Source organism: Stenotrophomonas sp. 8(2023), from assembly GCF_030345295.1.
Lineage (GTDB): Bacteria > Pseudomonadota > Gammaproteobacteria > Xanthomonadales > Xanthomonadaceae > Stenotrophomonas > Stenotrophomonas muris.
On the sequence record NZ_CP128404.1, the window covers coordinates 13,185 to 29,370 of the forward strand.

A 16,186-nucleotide genomic window follows, 5' to 3' on the forward strand; every position below is an offset into this window, starting at 1 on the left:
GAGCCCATCCGACCCCATCCGGCAGCAGGCGCCGCTATGATCGGCGGATGCTCGCCCTCTTCGACTCCCTGCGCCATTGGCTCGACGGCATCGCCCACCTCGGCACGATCCTGGCGGTGGCCTACCTGCTCTACCTGTTCGCGCTGGCGGGCTGGATCATGCTGCAGAAGCGCGAGCCGGTGGCCACGCTGAGCTGGATCCTTTCGCTGGCACTGCTGCCCTACCTCGGGCTCTTCATCTACTACCTGCTGGGGCCGCAGAAGGTGAAGCGGCAACGGCTGCGTCGTGGCCGTGCACGCTCGGGCATGGAGCACTACAGCGATGTCTGCCCGCCCGATTCGGACTGCACCGAGCTGGCCAAGGTTGCCCAGGCCACCACCGGACTGGCGCCCAGCAGTGCCACCGAGGTGACCTGGCTGGTCGACGGCGCAGCCACCTATGCCGCGCTGCTCGACGCGATCGCGCAGGCGCGCGACCACGTGCACCTGGAGTACTACATCTTCAACCCCGACCATGCCGGCACCGCACTGCGCGATGCCCTGGTCGAACGTGCGCAGGCCGGTGTGCAGGTGCGCCTGCTGCTGGATGCGGTGGGCTCTTCCGCCCTGCCCCGGCGCTTCCTGCAGCCACTGCTGGACGCCGGCGGCGAAGCGATCTGGTTCCATCCGCGACAGCTGCTGAAGCCGTTCAAGCGCCCGTGGCTGAACCTGCGCACCCACCGCAAGCTGGTGATCGTCGACGGTCGCCTCGCCTTCACCGGCGGCATCAACATCACTGACGAGGAAGACGAGAGCCGCAGGCCCGACGCTTACCGCGACCTGCACATGCGTATCCGCGGCCACGTGGTGCGCAGCCTGCAGCTGGTGTTCGCCGAGGACTGGCTCTATGCCAGTGGCCAGGACCACTCGCGTTTCGACATCGCCCGCCTGTGGCCGGCCGACATGCCGCTGCGTGCGGATGGACCGATCAGCGCCCAGGTGCTGGTGTCCGGGCCCGACTCGGGCTGGGAGACCATCCACCGCCTGCACGTGGCGGCGATCCAGGAAGCACACGAGCGCGTGTGGCTGGTGACGCCCTATTTCGTGCCCGGTGAAGCAGCGAGGATGGCGCTGACTTCGGCCGCGCTGGGCGGCCTGGACGTGCGCCTGCTGGTGCCGAAGATGAGCGACTCCTGGTTCGTCACCCAGGCCGCACGGTCCTACTTCGATGAACTGCTGCACGCGGGCGTGAAGATCTACGAGTACGGCCCGCGCATGCTGCATACCAAGGCGTTCATCGCCGACGACGAAGTCTGCATCGTCGGCAGCGCCAACTTCGACCACCGCAGCTTCCGGCTGAACTTCGAACTGTCGATGATGATCAGCGACCGTGACCGCGTCGCTGCGCTGGCCGAACTGCTGCAGGGCGAATTCGACCGTTCCACGCGGGTGCACGACCAGGCCGGCCGCTCGCTGTGGCTGCACCGCCTGCCCGAGGCCTTCGCCCGGCTGGCCTCGCCGCTGCTCTGACGCAGCGCTACACTGCGGCGATCATCCGGGGAGCCCGACTATGTACTGGTTGTACCTGCTGCTGGCGCTGGGCTGCTTTGCCTTCGCCCTGAAGACCCCGAGCGCGGGGTTGATGACCCTGTGCCTGCTGGCGGCGCTCGGCTTCCTGCTGGCCTGGGTGCGCGGCCGCTACGTGGCCCGTTTCGGCGACCTGCAGCGCGACCCGGCTACGCTGATCGATGCCGAGGAGCTGCGCCGCCTGCGCGAACAGGCCCAGGCCCGCCGCACTGACGACCACAACGACCACGACCCGTCCCTTCTTTCCAAGTAGTTCCGTTCCATGACCCAGCTCAGCGTCAACGTCAACAAGATCGCCGTCCTGCGCAATTCGCGCGGCGGCGCCGAACCGGACGTGGTGCGTGCCGCCCAGGCCTGCCTGGATGCCGGCGCGCATGGCATCACCGTGCATCCACGGCCGGACCGCCGGCATATCACCGCCGAGGACGTGCTGGCCCTGTCCACGCTGACCCGCGCGCGTGGCGTTGAATTCAACATCGAAGGCAACCCGTTCGCGCCGCCGCGCGAGGGCTACCCGGGGCTGCTGCCGCTGTGCGAACAGACCCGTCCGGCGCAGGCCACCCTGGTCCCCGATGATGACGGCCAGATCACCTCCGACCACGGTTTCGACTTCGAACGAGATGCCGAGCGCCTGCGTCCGCTGGTGGCTGCGCTGAAGGCCATGGGGTGTCGGGTCAGCCTGTTTGTTGACGCGGGCAACCCATTGCTGGAGCAGGCAGCTGAGGTGGGGGCGGACCGCATCGAGCTGTATACCGGGCCCTATGCAGAGGCGCATGCGGCGGGCGATGCCGATGCGATGCTGGCGCTGTTCGCCACTGCTGCCCGACGAGCGCAGGCCGTCGGCCTGGGTGTCAATGCTGGCCACGACCTGTCGCAGGACAACCTGCGCGACTTCCTGGCCCACGTGCCGGAGGTGCTGGAGGTGTCGATCGGTCACGCGCTGATCGGCGAGGCACTGTATGACGGGCTGGATGCCACCGTGCGCGGGTACCTGGCGCTGCTTTGATGCATTGCAGCCGAGCGTAGGCTCGGCTCCACAAGGTCTCTGCATCAACTGTAGAGCCGAGTCCATGCTCGGCTCAGCCTCGCCCTGAACCCTTCAGGCGGCCGTCGCAGCCATTGAGACGGCCACGACGTACCCTGCCGCAATGGGTATTGCGATCAAGGGCCGAGGTTCCACGTCCCACCTTGCCGGGCGCTTTGAAAGCACCGTCAGCGAGGCGGTGGACGACGGCTGGGCGGTCGACGAAAGCGAAGAATTCCTCGCCCCGCGCCTGCGCACCGAAGTACGCGCCGAAACCGCGCGCAGCATCATCACCCGCAACAACTCGCCCGACGTCGGCTTCAGTCAATCGGTGAATCCCTACCGCGGTTGCGAGCACGGCTGCTCGTACTGCTTCGCCCGCCCTTCGCATGCCTATCTGAACCTGTCGCCGGGGCTGGACTTCGAGACCAAGCTGTTCGCCAAGACCAATGCGCCGCAGCTGCTGCGCAAGGAACTGTCGAAACCGGGCTATGTGCCGCAGCCGATCGCACTGGGCATCAACACCGATGCGTACCAGCCGATCGAACGCAAGTTCAAGCTGACCCGCCAGCTGATTGAAGTGATGCTGGAGACCCGGCATCCGTTCTCACTGATCACCAAGAACGCACTGGTCGAGCGCGACATCGATCTGCTCGCGCCGCTGGCCGCGGAGAACCTGGTCAGCGTGCACTTCTCGGTGACCTCGCTGGACCCGCATCTTTCCGCGAAGCTGGAACCGCGTGCATCAGCGCCACATGCACGGCTGCGCGCGATGAAGCGCCTGCATGACGCCGGCATTCCGGTCGGTGTGATGGTGGCGCCGGTGATTCCCTGGATCAACGACAGCGAGCTGGAAGCCGTGCTGGAGGCTGCGCACGGCGCAGGTGCGAGCACCGCCGGTTACGTGCTGCTGCGCCTGCCGCTGGAAGTGGCACCGCTGTTCCGCGACTGGCTGGATACGCACCATCCCGATCGCGCTGCGCACGTTATGAGCACCATCCAGCAGCTGCGCGGCGGCAAGGACTACGACAGCCAGTTCGGCACGCGTATGCGTGGCCAGGGCGTGTATGCCGATCTGTTGAACAACCGGTTCAAGCTGGCACGCAAGCGTCTGGGCTTCAATGCACAGAACAGCCATTGGCCGAAGCTGGATTGCAGCCGGTTCCAGAAGCCGCTGCCGCCGAAGAAGGAGTCGCCGCAGGGCAGTCTGTTCTAGGGCTCTGGACCGCAGCGCGATCCACCGGTAACAATCCACATCCTGCCGCATCGCCTGGTGTTGTACATGATGAAATGCAGTCACTGCTTCCGTGCCAGTGGTCTTCTTCTCTGCCTTGCGACCCTGCAAGTCCAGGCCCGCGCCCTGCACGAATGCATCGTCGTTCCGCAGGCCGCGGTCGTCACTGAAATGCCGGCTGGCCTGGACGAGTTCGAACAACGTTTGTGGACAGCAAATGCAGGTCAGGTGGTCAGCAAGGGCACCGACACCCTTCTTCTGCTTCGCCTGTTCTCGGAATCACCGGGCGTGATGGATTCCCAAGAGTTCACCAAGGTCACCGGCACCCTGTCTGGATACACTCCGTCCTCTGAAGGGATTCCGGCCGTGCTCGGCGCACGCCTGAGCAGTGGCAGCGCGGGCTTCGCGCACAAGGGAGACTACTGGTTGTCCGATTCAGCGGATATCGAACTACATCGGCCGCACAAGGGCGACAGTCGGATCGAAGTCAAAGTGACGGCTGTTGGGTGGAACAGCTATCGAAAGGAGGACCGTTCCTTCTATCTCCAGTTCACCTGTCAACTCGAGGAGATCCCCGTCGAGAAGCTCAGTGCCTGGCAAGGCGGCAACGGCAACCTCTTGGGATCCTTTGGACCTGCCAGATAATCGAGCGGATCAACCTTTACCCAATACTGGCTTATTTCGATGTATCTGGAACAATGCGATAACTGAAATGAAGATCATCCACCGGCTCGGCATCGCGTTCCTTTGGATGCTTCCACTGAACTTTCTTCTGCTGACGACTGCCAAGCTGATGTCAGGAAACGCGCTTGGGAACGAAGAACTCGTGGGCTTCGGCGTCGCCCTCTTTGGTCTGATGGCGGGAGGGATTCTCTATCGCCGCCGCCCTCGGTAGAGGTGAGTTCGTTCGACCGTGGTCCGGGTCCATTGCTGAGAAAGCACTGACTGGAGGTCCTGGCATGGCAGCCTTGAAGAGTGGCGGAGCTCTCCTGGGGCATCACAGAGCCAAGGCAGTCAGAATCATTTCTGACTGGACGACCGCTCGCGGCGGATTCAAGGCACTGGGTACATCATCCGCGGTAAGGCGACTGTGCGAGGAACTTATGGCACCGCGAAAAAGCAGGAAAAGAGATCCAGGATTGCCAGTCGTCCAGCACTGGTTTGTGCGATCGCGATTTGGAGAGTGATGAAGATTCTACTTTGGGTACCTGTTGGTTTATTTGCTTTGCTGTCATTGAGAGCAATCGCGTTCGTCGCCTATCAAGGGCTAAATGGAACTGCCTTCGAGGAAGAGGAAATCATTGTCGCGGGGATCGGATTGGTCTGCGGCTGGATCGCCTGGGTCATGCACAAGACCTTGATCAGGCCAGGTAGGAAGCCGAGACCCTGATTCTGAGCCGGTGGTTCCGGGCGAGCTGGTCGGTGTCGACCGCCGTGGTTACGACGCGAGCGATATAAAAAATTCGCACCGTACAAGTAGTTGTTTCTGGGGAGCGCGACTGTGCGAACGAGATTGTTGATTGCGCTTGTTCTAGGCTTGAGCTGCAGCGCGTGCGCGTCGCTTCCTGGTAGCCATAAGATCAGCGCCTTCTACGTGTCTAACGCCAACTCTGATGTGACCGGCTGCGAAAGGTCTGACTACAGGGAAATTTCACTTGCGTGCCATCGGATTGTTGATGGCGACAATGTCGTAGTGGCATTGCGCGAGTACACAGCGACCAAGATTGAGAATGAAAGATACAGGAAGCTGACATTGATCCTTCCCCCGAATCTGGCGGAGGGCGATGTCTTCAGTTTGACGGAGGGTGATATCAGGGCGTTCTACAGCACTGGCCTTAGCCTGAGACCTGGCAGCACTGGATGCTACGGAAAGGCCGTTTCAGGCAGCGTCGAAATCCTCAGGAAATCCAATGATCTGATGCAGCTTCGCATCAACGCACGCTTTGATCTCGATAGCCCCGCGGGCTGGAAGGACCACTGCAAGATGCGCGAGCTCAGCTATGAACTGAATGCCATCCGGAGACCGCTGGGTCAGGTGGGCGCCTGGGAAGGCGTGCACGCCCCTGGAGATTCTCTTATCAGCGAGGGCAGCCCGAGTAGCGGATTGCCTTAGGAGATAGCACCAACTGCCCGCACGACAGCACAGGATCTCGGGGGCCCGCTTCTTGATCCGGACAAGATGCTGAGAACATCGAGTGACCAGTTTGCTTCACCCTCCTCCAAACAACTTCTGCGCACTCTGGAACAGGATCCAACTCGTCGCGATGAACTTGTCGCCACCCTGCGGCCGGTTGCCACGATGGGTGTGGGTGAACGCCGTCGGGGCGATCAGCAGGCTGCCGGTACGCGGCGCGATCTTGCGGCCCTGGAACAGGAACTCGGTTTCACCTTCGTCAAAGTCGTCGTTGAGGTACAGCGTCCACAGCACATGCCGGTGCAGGGTCTCGGCCTGCGCATCTTTCGGGTACAGCTCGCAGTGCCAGTACGGGTAGCCGCCCTCGCCCGCCGCATACCACTGCAGGTTGATCGCACCCGGGCGCAGGCAGGTGCGGGCCAGGTCGGCCAGCTGCTGCTGCGGCATGTCGGGGAAGTCCTCGGCAGACAGGCGTCGCGGTTGGCCGTTGCTGTCCTGGATCTGCAACATCAGTGGGGCGATCAACGCCTGTGGATAACGGCGTAGATAAGTCAGCAGGCCGTTGAACACCGCAATCTGCAGCTGCTGATCAACATCCTGCCAGCCGTCCAGGCCACTGATGCGCAGATCCTTGCTGTGCTTGAGTTCCGGGAACACGCCACTGCCCACCGCGCCGGGCAGCAGGCCACGCGTCGCACGCATGCGCTCGACGATCGCCGCGCAGACCTCGCTGGGGACGGCGTTGTGGATGACTTCGATGAAATCGACCGGGCCCTGCTCGTGCATGCGTGCGTTCCTTAGGCGGCAACGGCTTGATGGTGCCGTTTGCCGCCCTCGGTGTCACCCCACGGTCATGTCATCGATCTGCCATGACCGCTGTCAGGCGATCGGTTGTCAGCCCTGTGCGTCGTCGTGTGCGTGGTGGTAGCGCACGGCCTCGGCCACTTCCTCGCGCGAACCGAGGAACACCGGCACGCGCTGGTGCAGCTGGTCGGGCTGGATGTCGAGGATGCGCTCGCGGCCGGTCCAGGCGGCACCGCCGGCCTGCTCGACCAGCAGGCCCATCGGGTTGGCTTCGTACATCAGGCGCAGCTTGCCGGCCTTGGACGGGTCCTTCTTGTCCCACGGGTAGATGAAGATGCCGCCGCGGGTCAGGATGCGATGCACGTCGGCCACCATGCTGGCGATCCAGCGCATGTTGAAGTTCTTGCCGCGTACGCCTTCCTTGCCCGCCAGCAGGTCGCCGACGTAGGCCTGCATCGGCGCTTCCCAGTGGCGCTGGTTGGACATGTTGATCGCGAATTCCTGGGTGGTCGCCGGGATCTGCATGTTCTCGGTGGTCAGCACGAACTCGCCCTTCTCGCGGTCCAGGGTGAAGGCGTGGGTGCCATGGCCGACGGTCAGCACCAGCTGGGTGCTGGGCCCGTAGATGCAGTAGCCGGCGGCGATCTGCTTGCTGCCCGGCTGCAGGAAGGCGTCGTCGCCCGGCAGCTCGACATTGGTCGGGCAGCGCAGCACGGAGAAGATGGTGCCGACGGAGACGTTGACGTCGATGTTGGAGCTGCCATCGAGGGGATCGAACAGCAGCAGGAAATCACCGCGGGGATAGATGTCCGGCACCGGCTGGCTGTGGTCCATTTCCTCCGAGGCGCAGGCGGCGAGGTGGCCACCCCAGGCGTTGGCTTCGAGCAGGATCTCGTTGCTGATGACGTCGAGCTTCTTCTGCGCTTCACCCTGCACGTTGCCGGTACCGGCGTCGCCGAGCACGCCACCGAGGGCGCCCTTGCTGACGGCGATGGAGATGCTGGTGCAGGCGCGGGCGACGACCGCGATCAGCTGGCGCAGGTCGGCATTGATGCGGCCGGCGTGCTGTTCCTGGATCAGGAAGCGGGTCAACGAAGTACGGGACATGAGCGGGCAGGTCTCGGCAGCGGGAAAACGCCTATTGTCGCCCGTCTGGCGGGGGCGTGCGTGAGCGCGGGAAGGCGTAATCGTTTCCAGATGCGTTGCGCTCGTGGCGCCTTCCTTCTGTAGAGCCGAGCCCGCGCTCGGCTGCTCTTCGTCCTTCATGCCGCACAAGCCGAGCGTAGGCTCGGCTCTACAGAGACCAGGGCGCAAAAAACAAAGGCGCCTTTCGGCGCCTTTGTCCTCAAGCTACTGGAGCGTTGCTTCAGCCCTTGGCGACGGTGGCCACGGCCTTGGCGACGTATTCCAGGTTGTTCTGGTTCAGCGCGGCCACGCAGATACGGCCGGTGCCGACGGCGTAGATGCCGAACTCGTCGCGCAGGCGCTCGACCTGCTCACGGCTCAGGCCGGAGTAGGAGAACATGCCGGCCTGCTCGTTGATGAAACCGAACTGCGGTGCACCGGCAGCGGCCAGCTTCTCGACCAGGCCGTGGCGCAGGGCGTGGATGCGCTCGCGCATCTCGGTCAGCTCCTGCTCCCACATCGCACGCAGTTCCGGGTTGGTCAGCACGCCGGCCACCAGTGCAGCGCCGTGGGTGGATGGGCTGGAGTAGATGGTGCGGATCACGCGCTTGACCTGCGATTGCACGGCCTTGGCGTCAGCGGCGGTCGGCGCCACCATCGACAGCGCACCCACGCGCTCGCCATACAGCGAGAACGACTTGGAGTACGAGTTGGCGACGATGAAGCTGTCGATGCCGGCTTCGGCGATGATGCGCACCGCTGCGCCGTCCTGCTCGATGCCCTTGTCGAAGCCCTGGTAGGCCATGTCGATGAAGGGGAACAGCTGCTTGTCCTTCAGCAGTTGCGCGACCTGCTTCCACTGGGTGACCGTGAGGTCAGCGCCGGTGGGGTTGTGGCAGCAGGCGTGCAGCAGCACCACGGTGCCGGCTTCCAGCTTGCCCAGGTCGGCCAGCATGCCGTCGAAATCGACGCCATGGGTGCCCGGGTCGAAGTAGGTGTAATCCAGCACCTCGAAACCGGCGGCGCTGAACACCGCACGGTGGTTTTCCCAGCTCGGGTTGCTCAGCGCAACGGTGGCGTGCGGCAGCAGCTTCTTCAGCACGTCGGCGCCGACGCGCAGCGCACCGCTGCCACCAACGGTCTGCGCGGTGGTCACGCGGCCGGCGGCCAGCAGCGGCGAATCCTTGCCGAACACCAGCTCACGCGTCGCCTGCGTGTACGCCGGCAGGCCATCGATCGGCAGGTAGCCGCGCGGTTTGGCTTCAGCGGCGAGCTGCTGCTCGATCTGCTTGACGGCGCGCAGCAGCGGAATGCGGCCGCTCTCGTCGTAGTAGATGCCCACACCCAGGTTGACCTTGGTCGGGCGGCTGTCGGCGTTGTACGCCTCGGTCAGGCCCAGGATCGGGTCGCCTGGGACCAGTTCCACGTTTGCAAAGAAGGACACGGCGGTACTCGTTCGGTAGACGGAAAGGGGGAGGAAGTGCGCTACGCGGTCCGCGGCTTTTCGGCCGGAAACAGCCCATCGTAACAAAGCCTGCCGGGGCTGGCCGCCGCCATCGTCATCCGCGGCCCCGTACCATGGCGTGCGTTGCCGCCCGATCCATCAACCTGAATCATGAATCCCGCCGCACGACGCCGTTGCCTGCCGCTGTCCGCCCTGCTGCTGTCGCCTTGGACGGCGGTGGCCGAGCCTGCGCCCACCGCCCTGCCTGCGGTGCAGGTACAGGCCGCCCGGGTGCCGGGCATCGATCCGTTCGCGCTGCCGGCCAGCCAGGACACGGTCTGGATCGACGCCAGCCGCGCGGGCACCGGTGCGCAGCTGTCTGAGGCCTTGGCCGGGGTCCCCGGACTGCTGGCACGTGACCGGCAGAACTTCGCCCAGGACACGCAGCTGTCGATTCGTGGCTTCGGCGCACGCTCGACCTTCGGCGTGCGCGGGGTGCGGGTGCTGATCGACGGCGTGCCGGCCACCATGCCTGACGGCCAGGGCCAGCTGTCGCATGCCAGCCTGTTGGGCGCCGAGCGCATCGAGGTGCTGCGCGGGCCGTTCTCGGCGCTGTACGGCAATTCCTCCGGTGGCGTGCTGCAGGTCTGGAGCGCGCAGGGCCAGGCCGGTGACCCGTGGCGGTTGCGCGTGAATGCCGGCGCCGACAACACGCTCAGTGTCGGCGCACAGCTCAAGGGTGCCGGCCCAGCGCTGGACTACAACATCGCGGCCAACCACTTCCGCACCGATGGCTGGCGGGACCACAGCCGTGCGCGCCGCGAATCGCTCAACGCACGCATTGGTGGTGATCTGGGCGGTGGGCGGCTGGAGCTGCTGCTCAATGCGCTGGATGCCCCCGATGCGCAGGATCCGCTGGGCCTGAGCCGTGCCCAGGTGGCGGCTGATCCGCGCCAGGCCACGGCAGTCGCGCACCAGTACAACACCCGCAAATCGGTGCGCCAGCAGCAGGCTGGCCTGCGCTGGACCCGGGAGACCGGGGCACAGCGCTGGCAATTGATGGGCTATGCCGGCCAACGCACGGTGACCCAATACCTGCCGATTCCGCCGGCACCCCAGACCAACAGCCCGCTGCATGCCGGCGGCGTGATCGATCTGCAGGGCGGGTATGGCGGGCTGGACGCGCGCTGGGGCTGGCACGGCGACCTCGCCGGCCGGCCGCTGGACCTGGTGGCCGGGCTCAGCGCCGACCGCCAGCGCCAGCACCGCACCGGCTACGAGAACTTCGTGGGCAGCGCCCTCGGGGTGCGCGGGCGCCTGCGCCGTGACCAGATCGATACCGTGCAGAACGTGGACCAGTTCGCCCAGGCCTGGTGGCAATGGAGTCCGCGCTGGTCGCTGCTGGCCGGGGTGCGCCACAGCGCGGTGCGTTTCGACTCGGACGATCGCTACATCACCACCCGCAACCCGGATGACAGTGGCCACCGGCGCTACCAGGCGACCACGCCGGTGGCAGGCGTCAGCTTCGAGGCCAGCCCGCAGTGGCGCCTGCATGCCGCCGTGGGGCGTGGATTCGAGACCCCCACCTTCAACGAGCTGGGGTATCGCGCCGATGGTCAGGCGGGCCTGGCGCTGGATCTGGCGGCCGCCCGCAGCCGCAGCCTGGAGCTAGGCAGCAAGTGGCACGCACAGGATGGAACCCAGCTCGATGTCAGCCTGTTCCGTGCAGATACCGACGACGAGCTGGCAGTTGCCAGCAACATCGGCGGTCGCAGCACGTATCGCAACATCGGCCGCACCCGCCGCCAGGGTGTGGAACTGCAGTATCGCCAGCCGCTGGCCGAGCAGCTGGAGCTGCAGCTGGCGTGGACCTGGCTGCAGGCGCAGGCGCGTTCGCCGTACCTCACCTCCAACACCCTGGTTGCCGCCGGCAGCCGCCTGCCCGGGGTACCGCGCCAGCAGGCCTTTGCCCGGCTGCAATGGTCGCCCGGCCAGTGGCAGTGGGCGCTGGAGGCCTCCGCCAGCAGTGATACCGTAGTCAACGACGTGGCGACCGAACGCGCGCCCGGCTTCGCCCTGCTGCATCTGGAAGGCGGCCGTCGCTGGGCCCTGCCGGGTGGCGAGCTGCGCGCCTTCGCCCGGATGGAGAACGTGCTGGACCAGGCCTACATAGGCTCGGTGATCGTCAACGATGGCAACGGGCGCTTCTACGAACCGGGACCGGGACGGCGGGCCAACGTCGGCCTGCAATGGTCGTGGCGTTGAAGGGGTAGTGCCGGCCGCTGGCCGGCATCGCGCCGTGCAGGACGTCAGGAGGTTGCCGGCCAGCGGCCGGCACTACCCGTCAGTCGGGGGCCTTGGCTGGCACGAACGGCGATGTCGGGTCGCTGGCCGGGAAGGTCTCCTCCAGCGCTTCGTCCTGGTTGTCGCTGGCGCGCTGCTTGCGTTCGCGGCGCTTGAGCGGGCTTTCCTGGCCACCGCGATGGCGGTCACCGCCATCCTTGCGGTCCTGCGCCGCCTGTTCAGCCTCGTGCTTCACCGGCAGATGGTCGCTCCCGTGCTCGGCATCGAAGAACGGTGCGCCGGTGCCACGGTAGTCGGCGTTGTCGGCATCGCGTTTGCCGCGCTGCTCGCCCGGAATGGGCGGGTGGTTTGCGCGCAGCGGGTCGCGGGAGGTCTCTCGGCTCATGGTCTGGCTACCTGCGCTTGGGGTTCCCACTACACCGCGACGCAGGTAAAGCCGCCGCGAACCTGGCGTCATGAACATCTCGCTCACCCGCTGGTAACGGCACCGCGCGTATTCCTGCCCACCCGCCCCCGCTGCAGGAGCCGGCCATGCCCCGTCTTGAACGACCCGCACCGTCCGTGTTCAACGCCCTGCTCGATCCGCTCGGCCAACGTACCGCGCAGCGCCGCACGCGCCGCCATGAGGATCCGCAGGCGGTGGCCCAGGACTATCTGCAGTACATGCTCATTGACTACGAGGAACGTCGCGGGCAAAGTCATCGCAACTGGCGTGACCTGTGCCCGGTCTATGCCTTCGCGTTGACCACCCATGCTGCCGACTGGCCGCGCGGCGACGCTGCCGATACCTGCGAGGAATTGGCCGAGCACTGGGAACAGATGCGCGGGCAGTCGCGGCTGGGCTGGTCGCAGGCGCGGCCGGTGGTGGAGGACGCCTGGCGCGCGCTGGACCATATTCCGGCGGCGGCGGTGAGGCCGTTGCTGCAGTAGTGCCGGCCGCTGGCCGGCAACCCCAGGACACTTCAGGCCGCGAGCTCTGCCGGCCGGCGGCCGGCACTACCGCACCTGCGTGGAACCCACGTGCACGGTATCGACACGGGTGGTTTACACCGCCCATCCGAAGCTGGGTGCCCTGCCCCATCAAAGGTGCGTCCATGGCCCGCCCGATCTGGACCGGTACGCTGTCCTTCGGACTGCTCAATGTGCCGGTGTCGCTGATGTCCGGCGAACGCAAGGTTGACCTGCAGTTCCGCATGCTCGACTCGCGCGATCGCAAGCCGATCCGTTTCGAAAGGGTCAACGCCGACACCGGCGAGGAAGTGCCCTGGAAGGACATCGTCAAAGCCTATGAGTACGACAAGGGCAGTTATGTCGTGCTGGAGGAAGGCGACATCCGCTCGGCGGCGCCGGAAAGCCACGAAGCGGTGGAGGTGGAATCCTTCGTGGACGCAGCGCAGATCGACCCGCGCTACTACGAGAAGCCGTACCTGCTGGTGCCCGGCAAGAAGGCCGAAAAGGGCTACGTGCTCCTGCGCGAAACGCTGCGCAGTACCGGCAAGGTAGGCATTGCCCGGGTGGTGGTGCGCACGCGCGAGTACCTGTGTGCGGTGATGCCGCATGCGGACGCGCTGGTGCTGATGATCCTGCGCTATCCGCAGGAACTGGTGGATCCCGAGGACTACAAGCTGCCTGCCGGCAAGCTGTCCGACTACCGCATCACCAGCAAGGAAACGGCGATGGCCGAGCAGTTGATCGAGTCGATGTCCGGCGATTGGGACCCATCGCACTACCACGATGAATTCCGCGAGCGCCTGCAGCAGGTGCTGAACAAGCGCATCAAGTCCAAGGGCGGCACCACGCGGGTGGAAGATGAGCCCGCACCACACGAGGATGCGACAACGAACGTTGTCGACTTCATGGCGTTGCTGCAGAAGAGCCTGGATGCGAACAAGCGCACGCCGGCGAAGAAGGCCGCAACGCGCAAGGCAGCTGCAAAGTCGACGGTGAAGAAGGCCGCAAAGAAGACAACGAAGAAGGCTGCGAAGAAGGCCGCACCACGGCGCAAGGCAGGTTGAACCATGTCGCTGCACCAGTACCGGCGCAAGCGCCGGCTTGGCGGAGGCACAGGGCAGACGCCGGAGCCTGACGACACACCCGCACGCGGTGATCCGCAGCGGCGGCCAACCTTCGTCATCCAGCTGCATCATGCCAGTTCGCGCCACTATGACTTCCGCCTTGAGATGGACGGCGTGCTGAAGAGCTGGGCGGTGCCGAAAGGTCCTTCGCTTCGCGTCGGCGAGAAGCGGCTGGCCGTGGAAGTGGAAGATCACCCGTTGTCCTACGCTGGCTTCGAGGGCGACATTCCCGAAGGCCACTACGGCGCGGGGCACGTGGAGGTGTTCGATCAGGGCACCTGGGCCTGCGAAGGCGATCCACTGCAGGCGCTGGCAGCTGGAAAGATCGACTTCGTACTGCATGGACAACGCCTGGCCGGTGGCTGGAAGCTGGTGCGCACGGCAATGAAGGGAGGCCAGGTGCAGTGGCTGCTGATCAAGCGCGACGACGAGCAGGCGCGCGATGCCGAAGCAGACGATCTGCTGGACGCGCACGTGCCCAAGCGCGCATCCACCGTGATGAAGCGCACTGGGGGGAAGGCAGGGCGTGCTGTGCCCGCCGCACGCACGGCTACCCGCAAGGCCGATGCACGCTGGCATGCGCGCGCGCTGAAACTGGACGGCGCACGTGACACGCCCTACCCGCATGGGTTCAAACCGCAATTGACCGATCATCGCGACAGCGCGCCGGACGGCGCGCGTTGGCTGCACGAGATCAAGTGGGACGGCTATCGCCTGCTGGCCGATCTGCACGACGGCGAGGTGAAGCTCCGCTCCCGCAATGGCCTGGATTGGACCGATGACTTCCCCGAGGTGGTGCAGGCCGTGCAGGCGCTGCCGGTGCGCGATGCGCGTCTGGACGGTGAGCTGGTGGTGCTGGACAAGGAAGGGCGCAGCGATTTCGCAGCGTTGCAGCGCGTGATCGATGGAAGCTCGAAGCAACCGCTGCGCTACATCGTGTTCGATCTTCCGGGTGTGGCCAACGCGGACATCAGTCGTGCGCCATTGCTGGAACGCAAAGCGCTGCTGAAGGATCTCATCGGACCGGTGCCCGGCATCCTGGCCTTCAGCGAACATGTGATCGACCAGGGCCCGCAGGTGTTCGATGCCAGTGGCCAGGCGGGATTCGAAGGCATCGTCAGCAAGCAGGTGGACGCGCCGTACGTGAACACCCGCGCACGCAGCTGGGTGAAGGTGAAGCACGAAGACACCGACGAGTTCGTGATTGTCGGCTACACGGCCCCCAGGGGCTCGCGGGTGGGTTTCGGATCATTGTTGCTGGCAACGCCGGACAAGGAGGGTCTGCGCTATGTGGGCCGCGTCGGTACCGGCTTCGACGACGAGAACCTGCGCGCGCTGCTCAAGGCATTGCAGCCACTGGCAGTAAAGACGCCCGTGCTGCAGCTTCCGGCGCATGTGCCGTTCCGCGCCGCCAGCGTGCGCTGGGTGAAGCCGGTGACGGTGGCGGAAGTGGCGTTCCGTGGCTGGGGCAAGGAAGGCCTGCTGCGCCAGGCCAGTTTCAAGCGGCTGCGCAGCGACAAGCAGAAGGAGGACCTGGGAATGAGCAACGCAACAGCAGTTGCTGAAGCCGGGGGTGAGGTCCAGATCACGCATCCGGAGCGGGTGGTGTTTCCCAGTCAGGGACTGGGCAAAGGCGACGTGGCCAACTATTACCGGCGCATGGCGCGCTGGATCCTGCCCGAAATTGCCGGACGGCCGCTGTCATTGCTGCGCTGCCCCGATGGGGTGGGCAAGGCCTGTTTCTTCCAGAAGCATCATGGCCCCGGCCTGGGCGACGCGGTGCACGCGGTGCCCCTGCAGCAGAAGAGCGGCCCCGAGGACTACGTCTATATCGACGACGCACGGGGCCTGCTGCAGCTGGTGCAGATGAACACGCTGGAGCTGCATCCGTGGGGTGCGACCGTAGCAGACACCGAGCATCCGGATCGACTGGTATTCGATCTCGATCCTGGCAACGGCGTCAGCTGGGCACAGGTGAAATCGGGTGCACGTGATGTGCGTGATCGTCTGCAGCAGGTGGGCCTGGAGAGCTTCGTGCGGCTGTCTGGCGGCAAGGGGCTGCATGTGGTGGTACCACTGCAGCCCAAGGCTGGCTGGGACGAGGCGAAGGCGTTCTGCGAGGCCTTTGCGCAGGCAATGGCAAAGGAGCAACCTGATCGCTATGTGGCGACGATGAGCAAGGCCAAGCGCAGTGGCGTCATCTTCATCGACTGGTTGCGCAACACCCGAGGGGCCACCAGCGTGTGCTCGTGGTCGCTGCGCGCGCGCGATTCCGCCGGTGTGGCAGTGCCGCTGCGCTGGGAGGAACTGGCGCGTATCAGTGCTGCCGACGCCTTTCCCATGGGCAAGGCGCTGGCGAGGGCGCAACGCCTGAAGAGTGACCCATGGCAGGGCATCGCGCAGTTGAAGCAGACGCTGCCGCGCATGGACCTGTAGAGCCGAGCCCATGCTCGGCTGCCTGTGTCGATGTGCATGAA

At 65.4% G+C, this 16,186-nt stretch carries 16 protein-coding genes; 12 read left to right on the forward strand and 4 right to left on the reverse strand.

Annotated elements, in window-relative coordinates; genetic code table 11:
- The first annotated feature begins 47 nt into the window (after positions 1–47).
- The 8 genes from cls (at position 48) to QP609_RS00095 (ending at position 5,936) form a co-directional block, all read left to right on the forward strand.
- On the forward strand, positions 48–1,508 hold the full coding sequence (gene cls / locus QP609_RS00060; RefSeq protein ID WP_180834725.1) for a cardiolipin synthase: 1,461 nt from the start codon (positions 48–50) through the stop codon (positions 1,506–1,508).
- Positions 1,509–1,548: 40 nt separating this feature from the next.
- Positions 1,549–1,818, forward strand: coding sequence for a hypothetical protein (locus QP609_RS00065; protein WP_169411753.1), 270 nt, complete (start codon positions 1,549–1,551; stop codon positions 1,816–1,818).
- Positions 1,819–1,827: 9 nt separating this feature from the next.
- Positions 1,828–2,571, forward strand: a complete 744-nt coding sequence (locus QP609_RS00070; protein ID WP_014645413.1) for a pyridoxine 5'-phosphate synthase — start codon at positions 1,828–1,830, stop codon at positions 2,569–2,571.
- A 142-nt stretch (positions 2,572–2,713) separates the two neighbouring features.
- The gene (locus QP609_RS00075; protein ID WP_032957941.1) at positions 2,714–3,805 is read left to right on the forward strand and encodes a PA0069 family radical SAM protein; all 1,092 of its coding nucleotides are present in this window, start codon (positions 2,714–2,716) and stop codon (positions 3,803–3,805) included.
- 66 nt (positions 3,806–3,871) lie between these two features.
- Complete coding sequence (locus QP609_RS00080) at positions 3,872–4,468, forward strand: hypothetical protein (protein WP_249327337.1); 597 nt, start codon at positions 3,872–3,874, stop codon at positions 4,466–4,468.
- A 67-nt stretch (positions 4,469–4,535) separates the two neighbouring features.
- Positions 4,536–4,718, forward strand: a complete 183-nt coding sequence (locus QP609_RS00085) for a hypothetical protein (RefSeq protein WP_041863994.1) — start codon at positions 4,536–4,538, stop codon at positions 4,716–4,718.
- Positions 4,719–5,009: 291 nt separating this feature from the next.
- Entirely contained in the window at positions 5,010–5,213 is a 204-nt protein-coding gene (locus QP609_RS00090) for a hypothetical protein (protein ID WP_046427592.1), read from the forward strand.
- A 204-nt stretch (positions 5,214–5,417) separates the two neighbouring features.
- Positions 5,418–5,936, forward strand: a complete 519-nt coding sequence (locus QP609_RS00095) for a hypothetical protein (protein WP_141098666.1) — start codon at positions 5,418–5,420, stop codon at positions 5,934–5,936.
- Between the two features lie 96 nt (positions 5,937–6,032).
- Here QP609_RS00095 and QP609_RS00100 read toward each other — a convergent pair whose 3' ends face one another.
- The 3 genes from QP609_RS00100 to QP609_RS00110 form a co-directional block, all read right to left on the reverse strand.
- Entirely contained in the window at positions 6,033–6,743 is a 711-nt protein-coding gene (locus QP609_RS00100; protein WP_134966366.1) for a 2OG-Fe(II) oxygenase, read from the reverse strand.
- Positions 6,744–6,851: 108 nt separating this feature from the next.
- Entirely contained in the window at positions 6,852–7,868 is a 1,017-nt protein-coding gene (locus QP609_RS00105) for a class 1 fructose-bisphosphatase (RefSeq protein ID WP_197621040.1), read from the reverse strand.
- 259 nt (positions 7,869–8,127) lie between these two features.
- Entirely contained in the window at positions 8,128–9,330 is a 1,203-nt protein-coding gene (locus tag QP609_RS00110) for an amino acid aminotransferase (protein WP_014645417.1), read from the reverse strand.
- Positions 9,331–9,501: 171 nt separating this feature from the next.
- Between QP609_RS00110 and QP609_RS00115 the strand changes: the two genes are divergently transcribed.
- A complete protein-coding gene (locus tag QP609_RS00115) occupies positions 9,502–11,595 on the forward strand; it encodes a TonB-dependent receptor (protein ID WP_197621039.1) in 2,094 nt (697 codons plus the stop codon).
- A 79-nt stretch (positions 11,596–11,674) separates the two neighbouring features.
- Here QP609_RS00115 and QP609_RS00120 read toward each other — a convergent pair whose 3' ends face one another.
- Complete coding sequence (locus QP609_RS00120; protein WP_014645419.1) at positions 11,675–12,019, reverse strand: hypothetical protein; 345 nt, start codon at positions 12,017–12,019, stop codon at positions 11,675–11,677.
- Between the two features lie 146 nt (positions 12,020–12,165).
- On the opposite strand from QP609_RS00120, the gene QP609_RS00125 reads away from it, so the two are divergent.
- From QP609_RS00125 to ligD, 3 genes are all read left to right on the forward strand, one after another.
- Positions 12,166–12,564 (forward strand): hypothetical protein, encoded by a 399-nt coding sequence (locus tag QP609_RS00125; RefSeq protein ID WP_289213836.1) that lies wholly within the window; start codon positions 12,166–12,168, stop codon positions 12,562–12,564.
- 164 nt (positions 12,565–12,728) lie between these two features.
- Positions 12,729–13,649, forward strand: a complete 921-nt coding sequence (locus tag QP609_RS00130) for a Ku protein (protein ID WP_032958403.1) — start codon at positions 12,729–12,731, stop codon at positions 13,647–13,649.
- A gap of 3 nt (positions 13,650–13,652) precedes the next feature.
- Positions 13,653–16,145: a DNA ligase D gene (gene ligD, locus QP609_RS00135; protein ID WP_197621089.1), complete on the forward strand. Its 2,493-nt coding sequence runs from the start codon at positions 13,653–13,655 to the stop codon at positions 16,143–16,145.
- The last annotated feature ends 41 nt before the right edge of the window (positions 16,146–16,186 follow it).

Coding starts and splice junctions, on each gene's coding strand:
- cls (WP_180834725.1), top strand. CDS start 48: ATGCTCGCCCTCTTCGACTCCCTGCGCCATTGGCTCGACGGCATCGCC.
- QP609_RS00065 (WP_169411753.1), top strand. CDS start 1,549: ATGTACTGGTTGTACCTGCTGCTGGCGCTGGGCTGCTTTGCCTTCGCC.
- QP609_RS00070 (WP_014645413.1), top strand. CDS start 1,828: ATGACCCAGCTCAGCGTCAACGTCAACAAGATCGCCGTCCTGCGCAAT.
- QP609_RS00075 (WP_032957941.1), top strand. CDS start 2,714: ATGGGTATTGCGATCAAGGGCCGAGGTTCCACGTCCCACCTTGCCGGG.
- QP609_RS00080 (WP_249327337.1), top strand. CDS start 3,872: ATGATGAAATGCAGTCACTGCTTCCGTGCCAGTGGTCTTCTTCTCTGC.
- QP609_RS00085 (WP_041863994.1), top strand. CDS start 4,536: ATGAAGATCATCCACCGGCTCGGCATCGCGTTCCTTTGGATGCTTCCA.
- QP609_RS00090 (WP_046427592.1), top strand. CDS start 5,010: ATGAAGATTCTACTTTGGGTACCTGTTGGTTTATTTGCTTTGCTGTCA.
- QP609_RS00100 (WP_134966366.1), bottom strand. CDS start 6,743: ATGCACGAGCAGGGCCCGGTCGATTTCATCGAAGTCATCCACAACGCC.
- QP609_RS00105 (WP_197621040.1), bottom strand. CDS start 7,868: ATGTCCCGTACTTCGTTGACCCGCTTCCTGATCCAGGAACAGCACGCC.
- QP609_RS00115 (WP_197621039.1), top strand. CDS start 9,502: ATGAATCCCGCCGCACGACGCCGTTGCCTGCCGCTGTCCGCCCTGCTG.
- QP609_RS00120 (WP_014645419.1), bottom strand. CDS start 12,019: ATGAGCCGAGAGACCTCCCGCGACCCGCTGCGCGCAAACCACCCGCCC.
- QP609_RS00125 (WP_289213836.1), top strand. CDS start 12,166: ATGCCCCGTCTTGAACGACCCGCACCGTCCGTGTTCAACGCCCTGCTC.
- QP609_RS00130 (WP_032958403.1), top strand. CDS start 12,729: ATGGCCCGCCCGATCTGGACCGGTACGCTGTCCTTCGGACTGCTCAAT.
- ligD (WP_197621089.1), top strand. CDS start 13,653: ATGTCGCTGCACCAGTACCGGCGCAAGCGCCGGCTTGGCGGAGGCACA.